This is a genomic window from Micromonospora sp. C28SCA-DRY-2 (genome assembly GCF_030519475.1).
In the GTDB taxonomy this organism is placed as follows: Bacteria; Actinomycetota; Actinomycetes; order Mycobacteriales; family Micromonosporaceae; genus Micromonospora.
This window is the reverse complement of the sequence record NZ_JAUMKD010000002.1, coordinates 367,501-385,823: the sequence shown is the minus strand read 5'-3', so window position 1 is coordinate 385,823 and position 18,323 is coordinate 367,501. Positions and strand designations below refer to the sequence as shown.

Here is an 18,323-nt window from a genome sequence, read left to right as displayed (position 1 = left end):
GGGCGGCCGGCGTGGCCGGGTGGCGGCCGGCGGGTGGCGTCGGGTGGTGGGCGGCGCCGCGTCGGGTGGTGGGCGGCGCCGCGTCGGGTGGTGGGCGGCGCCGCGTCGGGCTCACTGCTCGGCGAACCGGTAGAGCACGTAGTCCTTCTCCGCGCCGCAGACCACCACCGCTGTGTTCCACGAGCAGGTGTCGCTCCGCACGTCCTTGAGCTGCCCCAGCTCGACCACCCTGCCCGAGCTCACCGGCACCCCGGCCACGCTGCGGTCGTCCTCGACCGAGCTGAGCCGGTCGGCGAAGACCAGCAGGTTGCCCGCGTCGATCCGCACGGCCACCCCGTCCCGGTCCTTCAGCACCGTCGGGCCGTCCGGACCGAACAGTGTGCTGGCCGACTCCGGCGAGGTGCGCCGGGCCAGCACATGCTCGCCGAGCGGCACCAGCACGGTCGCCTCCGGCGCCGGCCAGCGCTCCGCCCGCTCCTCGGTGACCGCCACCAGCTCGGCGGTCTTCGCGTCGCCGCCGGCCACCTCGAGCAGGCAGACCCGCCGCTCGCCGCAGGGCACCAGCGCCTCCGGCCGCCGGCCGTCCCCGGCGGTGTAGAGCAGTTCCGGCTTCGCGTCGCTGGTCAGGTCGTACGCCAGCAGCTGGTAGCGCGACTCGTCGTCGGCCACGTAGAGCCGGTCACCGTGCGCCATCACCAGGTCGTCGAGGTCGGCCGCCCCGGCGCGGGTGCGGATCACGGTCCCGGTGTCGGTGTCGATCAGCCGCACCGAGCGGTCCGCGCCGACCTGCACGATCCGGCGGGCGTCACCCCGCCACGGGTCGCGCGGGGTGCCGTTGGGGTACGCCGGTCCGCCCAGCGCCTCGTCGGTGGTGACCCGGTAGACGTTGGTGCGGGCGCCGCCGTACTCGTCGCGCGGGTTGGGCAGGGTCCACGCCTCGGCCCCGTCGTCCAGCCGCAGCCCGACCAGCCGGTCCAGGGTCCGGTCCACGAGCACCGCGACGTTCTCGGCGAAGAGCACGTCGTCGTCGCCCCGGATCGGCTCGTCCCACCGGCGGTCGCCGGACGCGCCGTCCAGGACGATCAGGTCCCGCGGGGTGTCGGAGGAGGTGGCGTCGGCGAAGACCGCGACCGCCCCCGGCAGGGCGACGATCCGGTCCCACCGCTGCCCGGAACCCCCGACCTGCCGGCGCCACCGTTCCCCGCCCGTGCGGGTGTCGATCGCGACCACCTCCAACCGGCCGTCGGGCAGCGGGTGGGCGAGGTAGCCGCGGTCGTCGAGAACCGCTGTGAACATCTCCGTCGGGCGTTCCTCCCCGGCGGGCACCCGGTTCACCTCGGCGACCGGGTTCTGCCACTCCAGGCCGGGATAGCGGTCCCGGGTCAGGTACAGCACCGCCGCGACGGTGACGCCGGCGAGCGCGAGCACGGCACCGAGCGTGATCCACACCGCCCGGCGCCGGAAGAGACCCGGGCCGCCGGGTGGTGGCGACACCGGCGCGGCGGAGACGGGCACGCCCCCCGGCCAGCCCAACCCCGCCGCGGGTACGCCGGGCGCGCCGGCGATCGGCGGTCGCGGCTCGGCGAGCGTGGCGGGTGGCGGGGGCGGGCCGACCAGCGTTGCCGCGGGCGGCGCGCCGGCCCCGACCGCCGGCACGGTCGGTGCTGTCGGGGCCGGGCCCGGCGTCGCCGGGAGGCTCTGCTGGGCCGGTGCCCCGCCGGCCGGGACCGACGGCGGTGTGGCCGGGCTGGTCGGCTGCGCGGGAACGGTCCGCGGCGCCGGTCCGGCCGGCATGGCCGGGCTGGTCGGGTGCGCGGCGGGCACGGTCGGCGGCGCCTGTCCGGGGGCCGGCGCCGCCGGAACCGTCGACGGCGGCGCGGCGGGGCTGACCGGGTGCGGTGCCGCCGGGGTGGTCTGCGCCGGAGGGGCGGCGGGCACGGTGGGCCCGTCGCCCGGCGGCGACACGGGGGTCGGGATCGGCGGGGCGGCCCCGGGTGGCACGGGCGGGACGGGCGGCGGGGCGAGCGCGGGCGCGCCGAAACCGGCCGCCACCCGGGCCGGCCGGGGGAGCGGCAGATCGGTCAGCGCGCCCTCGGCGACCGGTAGCTCCGGCTGCTCCAGCACGGTCGGCGCCACCCCGAGTTCGGCGTGCAGCAGCCGGGCCACCAGCGGGGTGCGGGTGGCGCCGCCGACCAGGAAGAGACCGGCGAGCTGCTGCGGGTGCAGGCCCGCCGCGTCGAGCACCTCCCGGGTGACCGCCACGGCCCGGCGCAGCAGCGGGGTGGCCACCCGTTCCAGGTCGTCCCGGGTGAGCGGGACCGCCGCCTCCACCCCCGGTACGGCGACCGGCGCGACCGCCGCCCGGGACAGCATCTCCTTGGCGCCCCGGACGTTCTCCCAGAGCTGGTGGCGCTCCCGCCACTGGGTCGTCGACTCCGGCCGGGTCAGCGCCGCCCAGCGGCCCGGATGCGCGCCGGCGACCAGCTCGCCGAGCCGGTCGAACAGCGCGGCGTCCACGTCCAGGCCGCCGAGGTCCGCGGCGCCGCCCGCGGTCACCACGGTGAACCCCGAGTCGCCCCACGGGTCGGCGCCCTCGTTGCGAAGCACGGCGACGTCCAGCGTCCCGGCGCCGAAGTCGAAGACCGCGATGACGCCCCCGACCGGCACCGGCCGCCGCAGCACCTGCGTGTAGTAGCGGGCGGCGGCCACCGGTTCGCGCAGCAGCCGGGTCCCGGGCGGGGTGGGGCCGGACATCGTGTGCTCGGCCGCCGACGGCCACCCGGCCAGCGCCAGCGCGTCGCTGAGCACCTGACGGCGCGGCGCGTCCCAGGTCGCCGGGCAGGTGAGCACCGCCGGAGGCAGGAAGCCCACCGCCTCGACCGCGGCCCGGGCCACCGCGTGCAGGGTGGCGGCCAGCAGCTCGGCCGGGGGATAGCGGCGGTCGCCCAGGGCCACCGCGGGTTCGTCGATCCGGCGCTTCGGGTGCGGTTCGTACCGGCCCGGCTCGGTGCGGGCCAGCCGCTGGGCGTCCCGGCCTGCGTGCAGCACGCCGTCCGCGTCGGCGTACACGCCGGAGGGGATGATCGGCTGGCCGTCCACCAGCAGCGGGCGGGTCTGCCCGTCCGGGCGGCGGAGCACCGCCACCGTGTTCGACGTGCCCAGGTCGACGCCGAGGGCGTACCCCTCGTGCTGGCCTGCCATCTGCCGATACCTCCGCGGGACGAGGGGATGCCCGGTCCCGCATGGTACGCAGCCCGCGCCGCCACCGGGTCGGCCGGTCGTCCGGCGCGCCGGCCGGTCGTATGACCGAGGCGGGATGACATCTATATATTGCAATTCATCGATTAAGTTGCGTACGCTCCCGCCATCACAGCTACGGGGCGGTCACAAGCCGCGCCGTCGAGGCTTGGAGGGACCAATGGTGCGTTGGCGCAGACTCGTCGGCCGGTTGGCGGCCGTGTTGGCGGTGGTCACCGCCGGAACGTTCGTGGCGGCCGTGCCGGCCAACGCGGCGCCGGAGGACGGCATGACCCCGTACGTCGTCGGCGGGACCCGGGCCGCGCAGGGCGAGTTCCCGTTCATGGTCCGGCTCTCGATGGGCTGCGGCGGGTCGCTCTACAGCCCGCGGCTGGTGCTCACCGCGGCGCACTGCGTCGGCCGCACCGGCACCAACACCAGCATCACCGCCACCCTGGGCGTGGTCGACCTCCAGTCGTCGAGCCGGATCCAGGTCCGGTCCAACTACGTCTACCGGGCGCCCGGCTACAACGGCGCCGGCAAGGACTGGGCGCTGATCCGGCTCGCCACCCCGGTCACCTCGCTCAGCACCCTGAAGATCGCCAACACCACGGCGTACGACAACGGCACGTTCACCGTCGCCGGCTGGGGCGCGGCCCGCGAGGGCGGCCCGCAGCAGCGCTACCTGCTGAAGGCGACCGTCCCGTTCGTCGACGACACCACCTGCGACAACTACTACGGCGGCGACATCATCCCGAGCGAGGAGATCTGCGCCGGCTACGCCAGCGGCGGCGTCGACACCTGCCAGGGTGACTCCGGCGGCCCGATGTTCCGCCGGGACGCGACCAACGCCTGGATCCAGGTCGGCATCGTCAGCTGGGGCAACGGCTGCGCCCGGCCCAACTACCCCGGCGTCTACACCCAGGTGAGCACGTTCGCCTCGGCCATCGCGTCGGCCGCCGCCAGCCTCGGCGGCTGATTCGAGGGTCGGTGGCCCGGTCGTGTCGGCGGCCGGGCCACCGGCGTACCGGGCCGGCGGGACGCCGGCGCGATGCCCGCCCGACCTGCGGGCGCAGGGAAAGCGGGCCGGTCCGGCGCGTGGCCTCAGTCCGCCGGGCCGATCACCCGCGCCCGGCGCAGCCAGTCGGCGAACCCGTCCTCCTCGACGCCGCCGGTGCTCTCGCCGGCCGCGGCGAGCACCTCCGGGTGCGCGTCCGCCATCGCGACGCCGAGCCCGACGGCGGCGAACATCGGCAGGTCGATCGGCATGTCGCCGAACGCGACGGCGCGCTGGGAGGGCACGTCCAGCACGGCGAGGGCGCGCAGCACACCGCTGGCCTTGTCGACTCCGGCCGGCGCCACCTCGACGGCGCGTGCGCCGGCCTGGCCGAAGGTCGCCGCGACCGGCGGGGTGCCGGCGGCGGACAGCGCGGCGATCAGCGCGGGCGGATCGAGGCCGGGGTGGCAGACGGCCGCCACGCAGGCGTCGACCTCGGGCAGCCACCGGCGCTCCACCACCGCTCGTGGTCCGAAATGGTCGGCTCCCCGGATGGCCCGGTAGGCCGCGGTCATGAACCACGCCCGGCCGTCGTAGACCGCCAACTCCGCGTCCGGCAACTGCCCGGAGAGGCGGTCGAGCAACCCGGTGACGGTCTCGCGCGGCATCCGTTCCCGCCACAGCAGCCGGTCACCGACCGGGTCGTAGCCGATCGCGCCGGTGCAGCAGACGGCGACGCTGAGCAGCGGCGCGAGGGCGCCCAGCGCCCGGATTCCGGCCGGGGTCCGGGCGGTGGCGGCCACCAGCGGGATCCCGGCCGCCCGCAGCGCCCGGCCGGCCGCCAGGGTCGCCTCGCTCACCGTGCCGTCGGCCCGGACGATGGTGCCGTCCAGGTCGGTGACCACGGCCCGTACGTCACGTCTCCCACCCACGAGCCGGATCCTGCCACCCGCGCCCGGTCGGCGCGGTCGGCGTCGCCGGCTCGGGGCGAGCCGGCGCGGGCGGAATCCGGTCGTCACCGCCAACCGGCATGGGCAGACTGAGCCGATGACCAACGCGCAGGTACGGGTGGCCCGCCGCGGTGAGTACGTCGACGAGGCGGCCACGATCTGGGCCGAGGCGACGGCCGCCCGCGACGGCGACCCGGAGGCGGCGCCACTGGACCAGGCTCGACCGGTCATCCAGGCGGTGCTCGACGGCTCGCCACGGTCGATGCTGCTGGTAGCGCTCGACGCCGGTGACCGGGTGGTCGGCTTCGCCGCCGTCGAGCCGGGGGACGCGGCGACCGCCGAGATCCGCTACCTCGGCGTGCGCCCCGACAGTTGGGGCCGGGGTGTCGGTCGGCACCTGCTGCTGGCACTGCCGGGCCAGCTCGCCGGCGCCGGCTTCGTCCGGGGTGAGCTGGCCGTCTACCTGGACAATCCGCGGGCGGTCGCACTCTACGAGAGCGCCGGGTGGTCGCCGTACGGCGACGCCACGCCGCACCCGCGCAGCGGTCGCCTGGAACAGCGGTACCGCCTCGACCTCTAGCCCGCACCGCCGATCCGCCCCGTCGGACGGCGCCGGCGACGTGCGCGCCAGCTAGGTTGTTGCGCTAGCTAGATGGCGGCGCTAGGGTCCTTGCGTGATCTTGCCAGCGGGCCGCGGCGGCGCGCGATGAACCAGGAACGGCGGGCGCAGTGGCTGCGCGGCGTGCTCGACCTCTGCGTCCTCGGGCTGCTCAGCCGCGGGGAGTCCTACGGCTACGAGCTGTCGCAGGCGCTGAAGGCCAGTGGGCTCGGGGCCGTGCAGGGCGGCACCCTCTACCCGGTGCTGCTGCGGTTGCAGCGCTCCGGCCTGCTCACCGCGCACTGGCGGGAGGGCGAGACCGGCCCCGCCCGCAAGTACTACCGGATCAGCCCGGCCGGCAGCGCGGCGTTGCGCACGGCCGCCACCGACTGGACCGCCTTCGCCGCGAGCGTCGGCGCGATACTGCACGAGGAGCCGAACCGGTGAACCACAACGCCTGGCTTGCCGCCCTCACCGGCGAACTGCGCCGGCACGGTGTCGGACCGGACCTGACCGGACACGTCGTCGCCGAGGCCGCCACCCACCTGCGCGAGAGCGGGGAACCGCCGCTGCGGGTCTTCGGGCCGCCCGACGTGTACGCCCAGGCGGTCGCGGACAGCCTCGGCGGCCCCGACCAACGCCCACCCCACCGGCAGCCGGGCCCGGTCCGGCTCGCCGCCCAGGGCATCAGCAAGCGCTACCGGGGACGGACCGTCCTGGACCGGGTCGACCTCACCGTCCGGGCGGGGGAGATCGCCGCGGTGGTGGGCGCCAACGGGGCTGGCAAGAGCACCTTCCTGCGGATCTGCGCCGGAATGCTGAGCCCGGACGCCGGCACCGTCCGCGTGCACGGCACGCTCGGCTACTGCCCGCAGGCCGGCGGCACCGCCGAGTTCCTCGACCCGGACGAGCACTTCGTGCTGGTCGGCGCGGGCCGGGGCCTGGACCGGGCCGCCGCCCGGCGGGCCGGCCGGGCCGGGGCCGCCGTGCTGGACTGGAGCCCGCCGGCCGGCACCCAGGCCCGGCACCTCTCCGGCGGTACGCGGCAGAAGCTGAACCTGGTGCTGGCCCAGCTCGGTGAACCGGACGTGCTGTTGCTCGACGAGCCGTACCAGGGGTTCGACCGGGGGACCTATCTCGACTTCTGGCACGAGGTGTGGCGGTGGCGCGACGCCGGCAAGGCGATCGTCGTCGTCACCCACCTGCTCAACCAGCTGGACCGCGTCGACATCGTGCTCGACCTGACCGCCGCCCGGGAGCCCCGCGCATGACCAAGATCCTCGTGGTGGCCGAGAGCGCGCTGCGCGAGCTGCTGCGCCGCCGTTCCGTGCTGCTCATCCTGCTGCTGCTGCCGCTGGCCTTCTACCTCAGCCGCCGCGGCGACCACCTCGGCCAGTCGATCCGGTTCGTCTGTCTCGGGCTGGGCTGGGCGTTGAGCACCGCGGCGCTCTTCGCCGGCAGCGCGGCGCGCGGGATGGAACCCCGGCTGCGGCTGTCCGGCTACCGCAGCCTGCACCTGGTGCTCGGGCGGTTGCTGGCCCTGTGGACGGTCGGTGCGCTGCTGTCCGCGCCGTACTTCGTGCTGATCCTGGTCGACCAGCACGACGTCCGGTACGGCGCGATCGCCCTCATCATGGTGCTGACGGTGGCCGTCGCCACCCCGTTCGGCCTCCTGCTCAGTGCCGCGCTGCCCCGCGAGTTGGAGGGCACGCTGGTGCTGCTGACCATCGTCGGCCTGCAGATGGTGATGGACCCGGCCGACACCGCCACCCGGGCGTTGCCGTTCTGGTTCAGCCGGGAGATCGGCACGTACGCCATCGACCACACCGACGGCGGCTACCTCACCCGGGGCCTCACCCAGGGGCTCGCGTTCGCTGTCGCGCTCACCGTGCTGGTCGTCGTCGCCGCCGCGGTCCGGCTCCGCCAACGCCGGCACCTGCGGTTCGCGTAGCCGTGATCCAGGCCTTCGCGCTCACCAAGACGTACGGCGGCGTGCGGGCCGTCGACGGCGTCAGCTTCACGGCCCGAGCCGGCCGGGTGACCGGGTTCCTCGGGCTGAACGGCGCGGGCAAGACGACGACGTTGCGGATGCTGCTCGGTCTGACCCGACCGACCTCCGGCAAGGCGTTGATCAACAACACCAGGTTCCAGGACCTCGCTAACCCGCCGGCGCAGGTCGGTGCGGTCCTGGAACAGGGCCTCAGCCATCCGGGGCAGACCGGCCGGGCGCACCTGGTCGCCCAGGCCCTCGCGGCGGGTGTGCGCCGGTCGCGCGCGGACGAGCTGCTCGACCACGTCGGGCTGGCGCACGCCGCCGACCGGCGCAGCGGCGACTACTCGCTGGGGATGCGGCAACGCCTGGCGGTGGCCACCGCGCTGCTGGGAGACCCACCGGTGCTCGTGCTCGACGAGCCGGCGAACGGCCTCGATCCCGAGGGCATCGCCTGGCTGCGCCGACTGCTGCGCGAGCACGCCCGCCAGGGCGGGACGGTACTGATCTCCAGCCACCTGCTCTCCGAGCTGGCGCAGCTCATCGACGACGTCGTCATCATCGCCAACGGGACGATCAGGTGCGAGGCGCCGCTGGCCAGCCTGTACGGCACCTCCGGGCACCAACTGCGGATCCGCGGCCGCGACCCACGCCTACTGTGGCAGGCATTCGAGAGCTTCGGAGCCCGCGTCACCACCGACGGGCACACCCTGGCGGTGGTGGGACTGACCCCCGAGCACGCGGGTGACATCGCCTTCAACGCGGGGGTGCCGATCTACGAGTTGACCGTGGACAAGCCGAACCTCGAACAGATCTTCCTCAACCTGGCGGCCGGCTGATGATCGCACTGGTGAGCAGCGAGCTCTACCGAGCCCTGACGATCCGGTCCAGCCGGATCTCCATCGTCGGGTTCGGCGTGCTCGGCATGCTGTTCGGCGCGCTGAACATCGACGCCTGGGGACTGCTGGCCGGGATGGGCGCCTTCGGGCTGGCCGTCATGATCGTGGCCCAGCACCATCAACACCGTACGGTCGTCCTGCTCTACCTGGCCCGACCACAACGGGTGCTGGTCCTGGTCGGCCAGGTCGTCACCAGCGTGGTCGTGGCCCTGGGCTTCGCGGCGATCAGCGGCGTCACGGTGGTCGCCAGGGGCGAGGCGAGCCGCTACCAGGACATCCTGACGGTCGTGCCGATCATCGCCGTGTTCGCCGCCGCCAACGCGGCGGTCGTCCGTCGTCCCACCTGGCTGTTCCTGGGTTACGCCGGATGGTTCGTCTTCGTCGAGGGCCTGGTCGCCAGGTTCGAGGCACCCCTGCCGTTCTCCGCCTTCCTGGGCGGCGGCACCGGCGATCAGCGCAGCCTCCTCATCGCCGCTGCCTGGACGGCCCTGGCCTGCACAGCCGCGGCCGTCGCCGTCCGCCGCGACCTACCGAGCGACTGACGGCCGCCGGGCCGCGTTCCCGGTCGCGAGACGGCACCGGCGTGATCCTGTTACCGCCGGGCCAGCGCGTGCCGAGATCAGAGTGGGGAAGCAGCGCTCCCGGGCCGTGCTGCCATGACCCACGCGCCGGCCAGGGCTCCGGCAGCGGCGGCGTCGGCGATCACGCACCACATGAGGGCGGCGGAGAGCTGAGGTTGAGGATCGAACAACGAGCCCTGGTCGGCCACCCACCACACGAAAAGCGCGATGGCAGCTGCCGTCGCCGCAAGTGGAGACAGCAGGTCGGGCTTGCGCAGCAGCCCAAGTGTGACCACGACGGCGATGGGCAGCGTCAGAGCGTAATAGGGCAGATAGACCAAGAGATTGACGGCAAACCGCCCACCGGCCTCCAGCTCGCCCCATGCCTGCTGGTCGTGTGCGGAGAAGATCAGGCCGTAGCCGAGGACGCCCCAAGCGGCTGCGACCATGGCAGCGGCCAGTCCTCGCCACACCCGTGGGAGCGCGAGGCTCGTCGGTGACCGCCGCATGCGGGCACCCTAGCTGTCGATCGGCCGAACGCGTGGGGCCAGCAGCGGAGCTGCGTCCGTCTCGAGCCCGCCCATGACCGCTGCCACGGTTACCGGGCCGTGGACGGGGTCAGCCGAAACCGGGCCGCGAGGTCATCGACGAGGGCGTTCCGGGGAGGTAGGCGCTCGGTGAAGGGTGCGCCGCTACCTTCCGGCAACCTCGGCCGGGCAGTGAGGTGGACCAGGACGATCGCCTCGGTGGGCCTGGCCGGCTTCCATCTCCACGACCTGCGGATGGCACGGGAACCTGGTCAATGCGAGATCACGACGGGCGACCCGGACTCGCGTGGGCCTCTGGTGTGGATCTCGAGGGCTACGCTGTGCCGCACCATCACCAGGGGAGGGTCGGTGCGACATCGGCTGCGGGGCGTCGCGATGCTGCTGCTCGGCGCGGTGCTCCTGGGCACGGCCGGCCTGAGCATCGGCTCGTGGTACGGCGGTCGCGGCACCGTACCCCTCAGCCCCGACCGGGCTCGGGCCGTGGCGGCAGAGCTGCTCCCCGAGGCCGAGCCGAACGCCAACACCATGGTGGTCCGCACCTACCGGTACGGCGTCTTCCTGGCAGCTGATGATCTCGGTTCCGCTCGCGCTGACTTCCACTACCGCGGCCGCGCGAACTGTGCGCTCTCCGACCAGCTACGGCGCAACGCCGCATCGCTGGGGTGGCAGGATCTCCATCGCGTTCCGGGCGACCCGTGCGACGGCTGGCGCGCCGAGGCGAACGGTGTGATGGTCACCCTCACTCACCGGGCGACCTGGTCGACGCTGAGCGTCGTGCCGGCCGCGCCGGACAGGTTCCTCGCCTCCGCGCTCATCGGCACCCTCCTCGGCGCTGCTGCCGGTGCGGCGCTGTTCTGGGTGGTGGCGCGGCGACGTCCGCCCGTACCGTGGCTGGTGCGCACGCTGGTGACGGTCGCCCTGCTCCCGGGCGCCGCCCTCACCTGGGCCGACCTGTTCCCGGACGGGCTCGCCGAACCGGTGTGGCCCGCCTGGTGGTCACTCGTTCCCCTGCTGGTGCCGCTGTGGCTCGCACTTCTACTGACCGGACTGTTCGTTCTCACCAGGCGACCGAGCCCGACCGGCCCCGCCACCGAGGCGACGGCCGCCGTGCACGGAACCAGCCCACGTGCCAGCAGCGGTGGCTAGCAGGCTGAGGACCCCAGGTGCCGCGATCATGCGGTTCACCCGGGCCTTCTTAGGTGGAGCGGGCGACGGGAATCGAACCCGCACCGTCAGTTTGGAAGACTGAAGCTCTGCCATTGAGCTACGCCCGCGTACGCCCCGACAGCACAGGGCGCGCCGACAGCGTACCCAATCACTCCACCGCGCGCGCAGCCGCGGCCCGCGCGTCGATCCCCAAGATCCGCACAACTTCAGGGAAAGAGTGGCCTCCGTCGCGCGGAGGCCACTCTTTCCCTGAAGTTGTCGCCAGATCCCGCCCCCGCCCCCGCCCCGCGCCCCGCCGCGGGGGCGGGGCGGGGCGCGGGAGACGCGAGCCCGGGTGTCCGGTTGGTATGCGTTCGGCGGGTTGGGGGAGGACCCGACACGTCCGGTGGGGCGCGACGGCATACACTTCTCGTCGCCACGGGGTGTGGCGCAGCTTGGTAGCGCACTCGCTTTGGGAGCGAGGGGCCGTGGGTTCAAATCCCGCCACCCCGACTGTCGTCCGCGGCCGGTGCCACCGGGCCCGCCGTTCGTGCGGTGCCCGGGCGCTGCCGGCGTGCCCGGCCGGCTCGCCTACACTCGATGGGCTAATTGTGCCCAGACTCAAACCGAGATCCGTCAAGGAGTACGCCTGTGAAGAGCACCGTCGAGACTCTGAGCCCGACGCGCGTGCGGCTCGCCATCGAGGTGCCGTTCGTCGAGCTCGAGCCGAGCCTCAAGAAGGCGTACCGGGAGATCGGCCAGCAGGTCCAGGTTCCCGGCTTCCGCCGTGGCAAGGTGCCGGCCGCCGTGATCGACCAGCGGGTGGGTCGGGGCACCGTCCTCAACGAGGCGGTGCAGGAGGCCATCCCGCAGAACATCCTCGCCGCGGTCCGCGAGCACGACCTGAAGACCCTCGGTCGCCCCGAGGTCGAGATCACCGAGTTCAACGACGGTGACTCGCTGAACTTCACCGCCGAGGTCGACGTCCGGCCGGAGATCACCCTGCCGGACCTGTCCACCGTCGAGGTGACCGTCGACGAGCTGCAGATCGACGACAGCGAGATCGAGGAGCAGGTGAAGAACCTGCGCGAGCGGTTCGCCACCCTCAAGACCGTCGAGCGGGCCGCCCAGGAGGGCGACTACGTCCAGATCGACCTGAACGCGACCGTCGACGGCGAGGACGTGCCGGGCGGTTCGGCGAGCAACATCTCCCACGAGGTGGGCAGCAAGCAGCTGCTGCCGGGCCTGGACGAGGCCCTCGTCGGCCTGGCCGCCGGCGAGAGCACCACCTTCACCACCCAGCTCGTCGGCGGCGACTTCGCCGGCCGCGACGCGGAGGTGGCGGTGACCGTGCGCACCGTCAAGGAGAAGGAGCTGCCGGAGCTCAACGACGAGTTCGCCCAGATGGCGAGCGAGTTCGACACCATGCAGGAGCTCCGCGACGACCTCCGGGAGCGGGTCGCCCGCGGCAAGCGGGTCGAGCAGATCTACGCCGCCCGCGACAAGGCCCTCGAGCAGCTGGTCGAGGCCGCCGACGTGCCGGCGCCGGAGGGGGTCGTCCGCGAGGAGGTCGAGAGCCGCAAGCAGGCGATGGTCGACCAGCTCGAGCGGATCGGCGCCTCGCTGGAGGAGTACCTCGCGGCCGAGGAGAAGACCGAGGAGCAGATCGACACCGAGCTGACCGAGGCGGCCACCCAGGGCGTGAAGATCCAGCTGCTGCTGGACACCCTCGCCGACGCCGAGGACGTCCAGGTCTCCGACGACGAGTTCGGTCACGAGATCGTGCACCGGGCCCAGCGCGCCGGGATGGCTCCGCAGCAGTACTACGACCAGCTGGTGCGCTCGGGCGCGGCCGGCGCGGTCTTCGGTGACGTCCGGCGCGGCAAGGCGCTGGCCTCGGTCATGGAGCGGATCAAGATCACCGACACCGCCGGCAACGAGGTCACCCTCGACGCGCTGCGCGCCGCGAACGAGGCCGAGCACGACCACGAGCACTGATCGTCGGGGCGGAGGCCGCCGTCCGCCGCTCGCGGTGGACGGCGGCCGAAACCCTTTCCGGGGTACGCATTCGGCGCAGCTGCGCCGAGAGCGAACAGTGCCCCGACCGGGACTCTGCGGCCCGGTCGAGCGGTTAGTGTCGGGTAGGACGGTACGGAGAGCGAAGGGCTGCCATGACCGACATGCACATCCCAGCGAAGCCGCTCCGGGCGATCGAGGCCCGCGGTGGCGACAACATTGGCAACCTCGACGACTCGGTCTACAACCGGTTGCTCAAGGAGCGGATCATCTTCCTGGGCAGTGAGGTGACCGACCAGGTCGCCAACCGCATCTGCGCGCAGCTGCTGCTGCTCGCCGCGGAGGACCCGGACCGCGACATCAACCTCTGGATCAACTCGCCGGGTGGCTCGGTCTACTCCGGCATGGCGATCTACGACACCATGCAGTTCATCGACAACGACGTGTCGACCGTCGCCATGGGCATGGCGGCCTCCATGGGCCAGCTGCTGCTCTGCGCCGGCACCAAGGGCAAGCGCTACGCCCTGCCGCACGCGCGGATCATGATGCACCAGCCCTCCGGCGGCCTGGGCGGCACCGCGTCCGACATCGCCATCCAGGCGGAGCAGATGCTCTACACCAAGCGGATGTTCCAGGAGCGGGTCGCGCACCACACCGGGCAGAGCCAGGCGCAGATCGAGGCGGATTCGGACCGCGACCGCTGGTTCACCGCCCAGGAGGCCATGGACTACGGCTTCATCGACAAGGTGATCATCGGGGCCGCCCAGGTTCCGGATGGCGCCGGGACCCTGAGCTGAGGAGCTGACGATGACCGATCTGAGCCTGCCGCCCCAGTTCGCGGCCGTGCACAACCGCTATGTCCTGCCGTCGTTCGTCGAGCGCACGTCGTACGGGGTCAAGGAGTCGAACCCGTACAACAAGCTCTTCGAGGACCGGATCATCTTCCTCGGCGTCCAGGTCGACGACGCGTCGGCCAACGACGTGATGGCGCAGCTGCTGACGCTCGAGGGCACCGACCCGGACCGCGACATCATCATGTACATCAACTCGCCGGGCGGTTCGTTCACCGCGATGACGGCGATCTACGACACCATGCAGTACGTCCGGCCGGACATCCAGACGGTCTGCCTGGGCCAGGCCGCGAGCGCGGCGGCGGTGCTGCTCTCCGCGGGCACCCCGGGCAAGCGGATGGCGCTGCCCAACTCCCGGATCATCATCCACCAGCCGGCCACCGAGGGCGGCTACGGTCAGGGCTCGGACATCGAGATCCAGGCCCGGGAGATCCTGCGGATGCGGACCCAGCTGGAGGAGATGCTCTCCCGGCACTGCAACCAGCCGATCGAGAAGGTTCGCAAGGACATCGACCGTGACAAGATCATGACGGCCGAGGAGTCCCGTGAGTACGGGCTGGTCGACACGATCCTGACCAGTCGCAAGAAGGGGCTGCTGGCCGCCAACGCCGCCAGCTGACCGGTTCCGGGTCGGAGGTCGGTCGGGGATCGCTCCCGGCCGACCTCTGACACACCCGTTTTGGGGGTCGGAGAAACCCCCGCCAGCGGGTAACGTCGGGTCTGTGCCGCTTCGCCGGTGGATCCGGCGGGGTGAAGGAGACGGACGGAGCACAGCGTCCGCAGGTCAGGGCCGGGGTTCCGGCCGATGAGTGCAGGGAGAACGTAGGTGGCACGGATCGGTGACGGCGGCGACCTACTGAAGTGCTCCTTCTGCGGCAAGTCGCAGAAGCAGGTCAAGAAGCTCATCGCGGGCCCCGGGGTCTACATCTGCGACGAGTGCATCGATCTCTGTAACGAGATCATCGAAGAGGAGTTGGCCGAGTCCGGCGAGGTGAAGTGGGAAGAGCTTCCCAAGCCGATGGAGATCTGCCAGTTCCTCGACAACTACGTCGTCGGGCAGGACCAGGCCAAGAAGGCGCTCTCCGTCGCGGTCTACAACCACTACAAGCGGATCCAGGCCGAGGCGGCCGGCGCGCCGGGCTCCGGCAGCGACGCCGTCGAGCTGGCCAAGTCCAACATCCTGCTGATCGGCCCGACCGGCTGCGGCAAGACCCACCTGGCGCAGACCCTGGCGCGGATGCTGAACGTGCCGTTCGCCATCGCCGACGCCACCGCGCTCACCGAGGCCGGCTACGTCGGTGAGGACGTGGAGAACATCCTCCTCAAGCTGATCCAGGCCGCCGACTACGACATCAAGCGCGCCGAGACCGGCATCATCTACATCGACGAGGTCGACAAGATCGCCCGCAAGTCGGAGAACCCGTCGATCACCCGCGACGTCTCCGGCGAGGGCGTCCAGCAGGCCCTGCTCAAGATCCTGGAAGGCACGGTGGCCAACGTGCCGCCGCAGGGTGGCCGTAAGCACCCGCACCAGGAGTTCATCCAGATCGACACGACCAACGTCCTCTTCATCTGCGGTGGCGCGTTCGCCGGCCTCGACCAGATCATCGAGGCCCGCACCGGGCAGGGCGGCACCGGCTTCGGTGCGCGCCTCCGGTCGGTCTCCGAGCGGTCGACCGACGACATCTTCGGCCAGGTCATGCCGGAGGACATGCTGAAATTCGGCCTGATCCCGGAGTTCGTCGGCCGCCTCCCGGTGATCACCAACGTGCGCAGCCTCGACCGCCAGGCGCTGGTGCGGATCCTCACCGAGCCGCGCAACGCCCTGGTCCGGCAGTACCAGCGCCTCTTCGAACTCGACGGGGTCGAGCTGGAGTTCGACCAGCCGGCGCTGGAGGCGATCGCCGACCAGGCCATGCTGCGGGGGACGGGCGCCCGAGGGCTGCGGGCCATCATCGAGGAGGTCCTGCTCTCCACGATGTACGAGGTGCCGAGCAACCCGGACGCCGCCCGGGTGCTGATCACCCGCGAGGTCGTCCTGGAGAACGTCAACCCGACCATCGTCCCGCGCGAGTTCACCGGCCGGCGCGCCCGGCGGGACCGCGAGGAGAAGTCCGCCTGACCGGCCGGCCGCCGTCGACCGGGCGGCGGTCGCCGAGCATGCCGTCGCGCCAGCCGGCGCTGTCGCGGTAGCCGCTGCGCCCGTACGCTGAACGCCATGCGTGTCGCCGTCTGCCAGCTCAACGCCCGCGACGACCGGAAGGCCAACCTCGCCGCCGCGGCGGTCCTGGTGGAGCGCGCGGCGGCCGCCGGCGCGGACCTCGCGGTCCTGCCCGAGTACGTCGACTACCTGGGCCCGGCGGCCGGGCTGCCCGAGCCGGAACCGGTCGACGGTGAGGTCGGCTTGTTCTTCGCCGACCTCGCCCGGCGGCTGGGCATCTGGCTGGTCGCCGGCTCCTTCCACGAGGCCGGCCCAGACCCGGAGCACACCTGGAACACCTCACTGGTGTTCGACCGCTCCGGCGCGCTCGCCGCCAGCTACCGGAAGATCCACCTGTACGACGTGGAGATCCCCGGGCGGGTGTCGTACCTCGAGTCGGCCACCGTGGCGCCGGGTGACCAGCCGGTGGTGGTCGACGTCGAAGGGCTCCGGGTCGGCCTGTCGATCTGCTACGACCTGCGCTTCCCCGAGCTGTACCGGCAGCTCGCCACCGAGGGCGGGGCCCATCTGCTGGTGGTGCCGGCGGCCTTCATGCTGCACACCGGGCGGGACCACTGGGAGGTCTTGCTGCGGGCCCGGGCCATCGAGAACCAGTGCTTCGTCGCCGCCGCCGGGCAGACCGGCGACCACGAGCCGGGCCGCACCTGCTTCGGACGCAGCATGGTGATCGACCCCTGGGGGATGGTGCTCAGCCAGGTGCCGGACGGCCCGGGCTTCGCCGTCGCGGATCTCGACCTGGTACGGCTGCGGACCATCCGCGCGGAGCTGCCGAGTCTGGCCAACCGCCGGCTCTGACCCCCGTCACCCCTGCAGCAGTACGCCCACCAGCGCGAAGCCGGCGATCGCGGCCGCCGTGACGAGCAGGGCGGTGCTCATCCGGGAGGGCCCGCGCCGCGCCAGCCGGGCCACCGAGACCAGGACGACGAAGAGCACGAAGGCGCCGATGACCAGCTGCCAGAACGGCAGCAGCAGGCCGAGCAGCGCCTCTTCGGCGAGCACCGTCGCCGCCGGCCGGGACACGTCATCCATGCCGAACACTCTGGCACGTCGGAGCCGCTCGCGGGACCGGTGCGCCGGCCAGTACCCGGAGCCGGCGCGGTGCCCGGGGGCTGCTCCGCCCGGACCGGGCGTTCCGATCCTCGGGTAGCCACCAGCAGCGGTGGCACCGGGAGCGGCGCGCGGAGGCGCGTCGTTGTCGACGGCCGGAACACCCCGGCGCTGCCGGTGGCGGCCGAATCGGCGCCGCACCCGGGCCGCCTGCGTCACCCGGAATTCCGGTGCGGCCTCCGGCGTTGGGACCCGTAGAGCGGGCTTTGCGCCGCAAGGGTCACCCGGAACACACCCGTGGGCCTCGGTGTTGGGAGCCGTAGCGGGTTTCCGCCTCGGGCCTCACCTGGAATGCCGGTGCGGACGCCGGCGTTGGGATCCGTAGCGGGCGTTGCGCCGCAGGGGTCACCTCGAATGCGCCGGTGCGCCTTGGTGTTGGAGCCCGTAGCGGGCTTCCGCCGTGTGGTCACCTGGACCGCCGGGTGCGTTGGGACCTGTGGCGGGCTTCCGGCGACGGACGCCGCCCGGAATACCCGGGTGGACCCTGTCGTTGGGACCAGAACCGGGGCTTCCGGCACGGTGCGCCAGCCCCATTGGCTGGCGTTGATTTGCCTTCCGGGACCCCGCCGCGTAACTTTCTCTCTGCACGCGGGAGGCCGGGCAAACCGGCCGAGAACGGGGCGCCAGGCTCGTGGCGGAGACGCCGAGCGAGACTGGGATCGGGCGGTGCGGGTGACCTCGAGAGAAACGGGGTTGCGATCGCGAAGCTGACCGGGTAGAGTTCTGAAGCCGGCAGGAGCCGGGCGGATGGCCGCGAAGCGGCGATCGGCCGGTCTGCGGCTTCCCACGACAGAAACGACCGCCGGCAACGGCGTGCGTCGGCGTGGGTCCGGAACGAGCCAAGCTGATCACCTCAGACCGAGGTTGACGGTGCGGAACGGACCGGGTAGGCTTGAGAGGTTGCCCCAGACGGGGTCCCAGATGGTGGGATTTCGGATGGTGTGTGGTTGTTCTTTGAGAACTCAACAGGGTGCTTGATAAGCCAGTGCCAATTTGATTTATACCCCGGACTGGCTGACTCTCTTTGGGGGTTGGTTGGTTGGGATTCCTTTGGCAACACTTTTGTTGTCGGGATTGCTGTTCGACAAGTTTTTGTTGGAGAGTTTGATCCTGGCTCAGGACGAACGCTGGCGGCGTGCTTAACACATGCAAGTCGAGCGGAAAGGCCCTTCGGGGTACTCGAGCGGCGAACGGGTGAGTAAC

General features: G+C 72.4%; 17 protein-coding genes, 2 tRNA genes and 1 rRNA gene (1 of these 20 running past the window's edge). 15 read left to right on the top strand and 5 right to left on the bottom strand.

All coding sequences use genetic code 11. The annotated features are described in order from the left end of the window. Positions 1-111: 111 nt before the first annotated feature. Entirely contained in the window at positions 112-3,201 is a 3,090-nt protein-coding gene (locus Q3W71_RS10230) for an Hsp70 family protein (RefSeq protein WP_302919069.1), read from the bottom strand. A 217-nt stretch (positions 3,202-3,418) separates the two neighbouring features. Between Q3W71_RS10230 and Q3W71_RS10225 the strand changes: the two genes are divergently transcribed. Then, a complete protein-coding gene (locus Q3W71_RS10225; RefSeq protein WP_302919068.1) occupies positions 3,419-4,216 on the top strand; it encodes a trypsin-like serine protease in 798 nt (265 codons plus the stop codon). Between the two features lie 125 nt (positions 4,217-4,341). Here Q3W71_RS10225 and Q3W71_RS10220 read toward each other — a convergent pair whose 3' ends face one another. Further along, positions 4,342-5,166, bottom strand: coding sequence for an HAD family hydrolase (locus Q3W71_RS10220; protein ID WP_302919067.1), 825 nt, complete (start codon positions 5,164-5,166; stop codon positions 4,342-4,344). 115 nt (positions 5,167-5,281) lie between these two features. Here Q3W71_RS10220 and Q3W71_RS10215 point away from each other — a divergent pair, with 115 nt between their 5' ends. The 6 genes from Q3W71_RS10215 (at position 5,282) to Q3W71_RS10190 (ending at position 9,213) form a co-directional block, all read left to right on the top strand. Further along, complete coding sequence (locus Q3W71_RS10215) at positions 5,282-5,764, top strand: GNAT family N-acetyltransferase (RefSeq protein WP_302919066.1); 483 nt, start codon at positions 5,282-5,284, stop codon at positions 5,762-5,764. 126 nt (positions 5,765-5,890) lie between these two features. Beyond that, a complete protein-coding gene (locus tag Q3W71_RS10210) occupies positions 5,891-6,229 on the top strand; it encodes a PadR family transcriptional regulator (RefSeq protein ID WP_302919065.1) in 339 nt (112 codons plus the stop codon). Beyond that, positions 6,226-7,053, top strand: a complete 828-nt coding sequence (locus Q3W71_RS10205) for an ATP-binding cassette domain-containing protein (RefSeq protein ID WP_302919064.1) — start codon at positions 6,226-6,228, stop codon at positions 7,051-7,053. Before Q3W71_RS10210 ends, Q3W71_RS10205 begins: the two co-directional genes overlap by 4 nt. Further along, on the top strand, positions 7,050-7,733 hold the full coding sequence (locus Q3W71_RS10200) for a hypothetical protein (RefSeq protein ID WP_302919063.1): 684 nt from the start codon (positions 7,050-7,052) through the stop codon (positions 7,731-7,733). Before Q3W71_RS10205 ends, Q3W71_RS10200 begins: the two co-directional genes overlap by 4 nt. A gap of 2 nt (positions 7,734-7,735) precedes the next feature. Then, positions 7,736-8,611, top strand: coding sequence for an ATP-binding cassette domain-containing protein (locus Q3W71_RS10195; protein WP_302919062.1), 876 nt, complete (start codon positions 7,736-7,738; stop codon positions 8,609-8,611). An 11-nt stretch (positions 8,612-8,622) separates the two neighbouring features. Beyond that, a complete protein-coding gene (locus tag Q3W71_RS10190) occupies positions 8,623-9,213 on the top strand; it encodes a hypothetical protein (protein ID WP_302919061.1) in 591 nt (196 codons plus the stop codon). Between the two features lie 77 nt (positions 9,214-9,290). Here Q3W71_RS10190 and Q3W71_RS10185 read toward each other — a convergent pair whose 3' ends face one another. Next, positions 9,291-9,680, bottom strand: a complete 390-nt coding sequence (locus Q3W71_RS10185) for a hypothetical protein (RefSeq protein ID WP_302919060.1) — start codon at positions 9,678-9,680, stop codon at positions 9,291-9,293. A 474-nt stretch (positions 9,681-10,154) separates the two neighbouring features. Between Q3W71_RS10185 and Q3W71_RS10180 the strand changes: the two genes are divergently transcribed. Beyond that, positions 10,155-10,925 (top strand): hypothetical protein, encoded by a 771-nt coding sequence (locus Q3W71_RS10180; protein WP_302919059.1) that lies wholly within the window; start codon positions 10,155-10,157, stop codon positions 10,923-10,925. 54 nt (positions 10,926-10,979) lie between these two features. On the opposite strand, the gene Q3W71_RS10175 is transcribed toward Q3W71_RS10180, so the two are convergent. After that, positions 10,980-11,053: transfer RNA gene (locus Q3W71_RS10175), tRNA-Gly, on the bottom strand. Between the two features lie 311 nt (positions 11,054-11,364). Here Q3W71_RS10175 and Q3W71_RS10170 point away from each other — a divergent pair. The 6 genes from Q3W71_RS10170 to Q3W71_RS10145 all read left to right on the top strand — a co-directional run bounded on the left by Q3W71_RS10170 (position 11,365) and on the right by Q3W71_RS10145 (position 16,808). Then, positions 11,365-11,438: transfer RNA gene (locus tag Q3W71_RS10170), tRNA-Pro, on the top strand. Positions 11,439-11,576: 138 nt separating this feature from the next. Further along, on the top strand, positions 11,577-12,923 hold the full coding sequence (tig, locus tag Q3W71_RS10165) for a trigger factor (RefSeq protein ID WP_302919058.1): 1,347 nt from the start codon (positions 11,577-11,579) through the stop codon (positions 12,921-12,923). Between the two features lie 173 nt (positions 12,924-13,096). After that, the gene (locus Q3W71_RS10160) at positions 13,097-13,738 is read left to right on the top strand and encodes an ATP-dependent Clp protease proteolytic subunit (protein WP_088992361.1); all 642 of its coding nucleotides are present in this window, start codon (positions 13,097-13,099) and stop codon (positions 13,736-13,738) included. A gap of 10 nt (positions 13,739-13,748) precedes the next feature. Then, entirely contained in the window at positions 13,749-14,411 is a 663-nt protein-coding gene (locus tag Q3W71_RS10155; protein ID WP_088992362.1) for an ATP-dependent Clp protease proteolytic subunit, read from the top strand. A gap of 207 nt (positions 14,412-14,618) precedes the next feature. Beyond that, on the top strand, positions 14,619-15,914 hold the full coding sequence (gene clpX, locus Q3W71_RS10150; RefSeq protein ID WP_109900974.1) for an ATP-dependent Clp protease ATP-binding subunit ClpX: 1,296 nt from the start codon (positions 14,619-14,621) through the stop codon (positions 15,912-15,914). Between the two features lie 96 nt (positions 15,915-16,010). Further along, positions 16,011-16,808 (top strand): carbon-nitrogen hydrolase family protein, encoded by a 798-nt coding sequence (locus Q3W71_RS10145; protein WP_302919057.1) that lies wholly within the window; start codon positions 16,011-16,013, stop codon positions 16,806-16,808. Positions 16,809-16,814: 6 nt separating this feature from the next. Here Q3W71_RS10145 and Q3W71_RS10140 read toward each other — a convergent pair whose 3' ends face one another. Beyond that, a complete protein-coding gene (locus tag Q3W71_RS10140; RefSeq protein WP_302919056.1) occupies positions 16,815-17,042 on the bottom strand; it encodes a hypothetical protein in 228 nt (75 codons plus the stop codon). A gap of 1,170 nt (positions 17,043-18,212) precedes the next feature. Here Q3W71_RS10140 and Q3W71_RS10135 point away from each other — a divergent pair. Then, positions 18,213-18,323: ribosomal RNA gene (locus Q3W71_RS10135) — 16S ribosomal RNA — on the top strand; it runs 1,406 nt beyond the window's last position.

Coding starts and splice junctions, on each gene's coding strand:
- Q3W71_RS10155 (WP_088992362.1), top strand. CDS start 13,749: ATGACCGATCTGAGCCTGCCGCCCCAGTTCGCGGCCGTGCACAACCGC.
- Q3W71_RS10140 (WP_302919056.1), bottom strand. CDS start 17,042: ATGGATGACGTGTCCCGGCCGGCGGCGACGGTGCTCGCCGAAGAGGCG.
- Q3W71_RS10230 (WP_302919069.1), bottom strand. CDS start 3,201: ATGGCAGGCCAGCACGAGGGGTACGCCCTCGGCGTCGACCTGGGCACG.
- Q3W71_RS10225 (WP_302919068.1), top strand. CDS start 3,419: ATGGTGCGTTGGCGCAGACTCGTCGGCCGGTTGGCGGCCGTGTTGGCG.
- Q3W71_RS10160 (WP_088992361.1), top strand. CDS start 13,097: ATGACCGACATGCACATCCCAGCGAAGCCGCTCCGGGCGATCGAGGCC.
- Q3W71_RS10145 (WP_302919057.1), top strand. CDS start 16,011: ATGCGTGTCGCCGTCTGCCAGCTCAACGCCCGCGACGACCGGAAGGCC.
- Q3W71_RS10215 (WP_302919066.1), top strand. CDS start 5,282: ATGACCAACGCGCAGGTACGGGTGGCCCGCCGCGGTGAGTACGTCGAC.
- Q3W71_RS10185 (WP_302919060.1), bottom strand. CDS start 9,680: ATGGTCGCAGCCGCTTGGGGCGTCCTCGGCTACGGCCTGATCTTCTCC.
- Q3W71_RS10200 (WP_302919063.1), top strand. CDS start 7,050: ATGACCAAGATCCTCGTGGTGGCCGAGAGCGCGCTGCGCGAGCTGCTG.
- Q3W71_RS10180 (WP_302919059.1), top strand. CDS start 10,155: ATGCTGCTGCTCGGCGCGGTGCTCCTGGGCACGGCCGGCCTGAGCATC.
- Q3W71_RS10210 (WP_302919065.1), top strand. CDS start 5,891: ATGAACCAGGAACGGCGGGCGCAGTGGCTGCGCGGCGTGCTCGACCTC.